The following is a 2,919-nucleotide window of genomic DNA, read 5'->3' on the forward strand; positions in this document are numbered from 1 at the left end:
CGGGCGGGCACCAGGCCCTGCTGCGCGGCTTCGGCGGTCCCGGCGGCGCTGGTCGTCGCCGGGAACGCGAGCTCATCGGGCCGACCTGGGAACTGTCGCTGGATCTCCTCGCCGCGCGGGGCCTGGAGCAGGCCCGGGCGCTGCTGACCCTGCTCGCCTGTTTCGGCGGGGACCCGATCCCGTTCGGCCTGCTCCTGTCCGCGGCCGTCCTCGCCGCGTCGCCGCTGTTCCCCGGCCTGCGGGCGACCGAGCGGTGGGAGCTGATCCGCGCCCTGGCCGGCCAGGGGCTGATCGAACACACGACTCCCGGCGACCCCGCCACCGCCCGGTCCGCGGCTTCCCGCCCGGATCCCCGGGTCGCGCATCAGCTGGTCCTCCACCCCCTGGTGCGCGACAGCTTCGGCCAGGCCGCGCACACCTCCGGCCGCATCGCCGACTACCTCGACGCGCTCACCGCCCTGCTCACGCGGGCGACCCGCGCGCTCGATCCGCGGGATCCGGCGACGTGGGACCGGTGGGCGATGCTCGCCGGTCATGCCACGGCCGGGCTGGAGCTGCTCCGCGCCCGGCGGCGGTGGGGCCTCGACGACCTTACCGAGGCACAACTGCCTCCGCAGCTGCTCACCCCGGCGACCCTCGCCGCCCGCTACCTGCGCGTGACCGGCCGGCTCGCCGAGGCGGACGCGGCGTACAGCTCCGTCTGGGAGACCGGCGCCCACCTGTTCGGACCAGATCATGCTGATGTCCTGTCCGTCGCGCACGACCTGCACCGGGTCCGCGCCGCCCAGGGCCGGCGCGAGGACGCCGAGAGCGGCCTTCGCATGGTGCTCGACGACCGGTTGCGCATCCTCGGCCCCGAGCATCCCGACACGCTGACGACCCAGCACTACCTCGGCCGGACGCTGCGCGAATCGGGTCGGCACGGCGAGGCGCTGCGGTGGCTCACCCACACGCTCACCACCCGTGAACGGGTCCTCGGGCCGCGGCACCGGGACACCTTGACGAGCCGGAACAACGTCGGGGACCTGCTGGTCGAGCAGGGGGCGTGGACGGCGGCCGAGGAGCTGCTGCGCTCGGTGCGGGACGATCGGGCCGAGGTGCTCGGCCTGGAGCATCCCGCCACGCTGGTGACCTGTTACCACCTGGCCCGGCTGTACCGCGACCGCGGGGACACCGAGCGCGCGGAGAAGGCGGCGACCGAGCTCACCGAGGCCTGCCTGCGAGTACTCGGACCGGATCATCCCCGTGCCCTCGCCGCGGTGGGTCTGCTCGCCGAGGCCCAGACCAACCTCGGCCGGCCGGACCAGATGACCCCGCGGGTCCAGGACGCCTACCGGCGCAGCCTGCGCCGGTAGGGGCCCACCCACGACATCACGGTGCACCTTCACGATCTCCTCGACCAGTCGAAGCGTGACCCATCGTCGTGACCCATCGTGACCCGTCCTCGTGACCCGTCCTCGTGACCCGTCGCCGGGGGGCGTTTCCCGCCGGTGCACCGCGTCGCAGGGCCGCCGCCCGCGGGCCGAGCCCCACCAGCCAGCCCCCGGCGTCGAGGCCGGCGAGACCGGCGAGGGAACCGCCGTACATCGACAGCAGAACACCGGTAACCGCGAGAAGCGCCACGGTCCCGAAACCCGAACCGGGGACGGAAAGCCCGCCGACGACGAACGGAACGGCGGGCGGCACGGCGGAGGCCGGCCGGGAAAGTACCAGGAAAAGGAACTTCCGGATCGCCGTACAAGGCCGTACGGATCGACGGCCGCTGGAGCGGGCCTCCCCCCGATGGCAGGTCCGCTCCGACGGTGAGCCGAGGGGCCGCGGTCATCAACCAGCCACCACCCGCGGCGGCGGGGGTGCAGACCATGGGCGGGCGACGCCCGCGACCCTTCAGCAGCTCCCAGATAACCGCGTGCCGGACTAACCGGAAAGACCCTGACCAGCAAATCCGTACAACGTCGTACGCGGCTTTCACCGGACGCGGCAGCGAGCGCGGGTAGGGATATGGGCCACGCGGACGACGACCGCCCCGGGGCGATCCCAGACCGCGGGATGACAACCGTGCCGTGCCGTGAGGATCACCCGGGAACACCCGGAGGCGGCAGTTTGGGCCATATCGTCGAACGGTATCCTTAGCCGTCATCAGCCCACCGACACCGAACGCCGGTAATCCGGAACCCGACCGGCGGTCCGGCGCAGCACGCCCCGACCGGCGGCATCCCGGCGGCGGCTCACCCGACCGGAACGCGTCTGTCGCCCGCGCCCTGCGTTCCCAGGAGTCATGGTTGTCTTCTGACTGGTTGAACGAGCCGCTCTGGTTGGACGAGCCACTGGTGAACGCCCTCGACGATCCCGCCGTGACCGCGCTGCGGCAATGGTGCTCCCAGACCGAGACCACCTACCGCCTGGTCCGTTAGCTTACCGGCGGCCGGTCGTCGGCGATGGTCGGGGTGGTCCTCGAAAAGCATCCGCGCCATGGTGCGCGCCAGTTCGTGATGAAGCTGGACGTCGCCCCGGCCAGCGACGCGGGGCCCCAACCCGGCGAATTCGCGCGCCACTGGCGGGCGATCGCCGACGCCCCCAGGTTCGCCGAGCGCCACCTCGCCACGCCCGTCCATCAGCCGGTCGCGGTCGGCGATGGACGATGGTTCGTCTTCCAACAGGTCGCGGGTGGCAGCCTTCGGGAGCTGGTCACGCTGCGCGCCCTGCTGGAGGCTGTCGTCCACCCGCGGCGGGCCGGGCGCCAGGGAGACTCCGGCAGCGGTCCGGCCGGTCTGTCAGGACCGGCCGGACCGGCTGAACCACGCCTGATGTTCGGACGGGCCCTGGCCGACGCCGCGGTCCTCGCCGACGTCTGCGGGGGGCTGGTCGGGTCGATCTTCGATGAGTGGGTGGGGCCTGCCCTTCTGCCGTCACTGGACG

Annotated in this window: 2 protein-coding genes and 1 pseudogene; all 3 read left to right on the top strand. The window is 72.8% G+C overall.

Annotation, left to right across the window (positions count from 1 at the left end; all coding sequences use genetic code 11):
* Positions 1-1,355, top strand: a 1,355-nt coding sequence (locus ACY45C_RS05970) for a tetratricopeptide repeat protein (protein WP_462186648.1), incomplete at its 5' end; no start/stop codon positions are given.
* Between the two features lie 927 nt (positions 1,356-2,282).
* On the top strand, positions 2,283-2,414 hold the full coding sequence (locus tag ACY45C_RS05975) for a hypothetical protein (RefSeq protein WP_462186649.1): 132 nt from the start codon (positions 2,283-2,285) through the stop codon (positions 2,412-2,414).
* A 33-nt stretch (positions 2,415-2,447) separates the two neighbouring features.
* Positions 2,448-2,919, top strand: a pseudogene (locus ACY45C_RS05980) (toll/interleukin-1 receptor domain-containing protein); the annotation flags it as partial.

The organism is Frankia sp. CcWB2 (genome assembly GCF_977927585.1).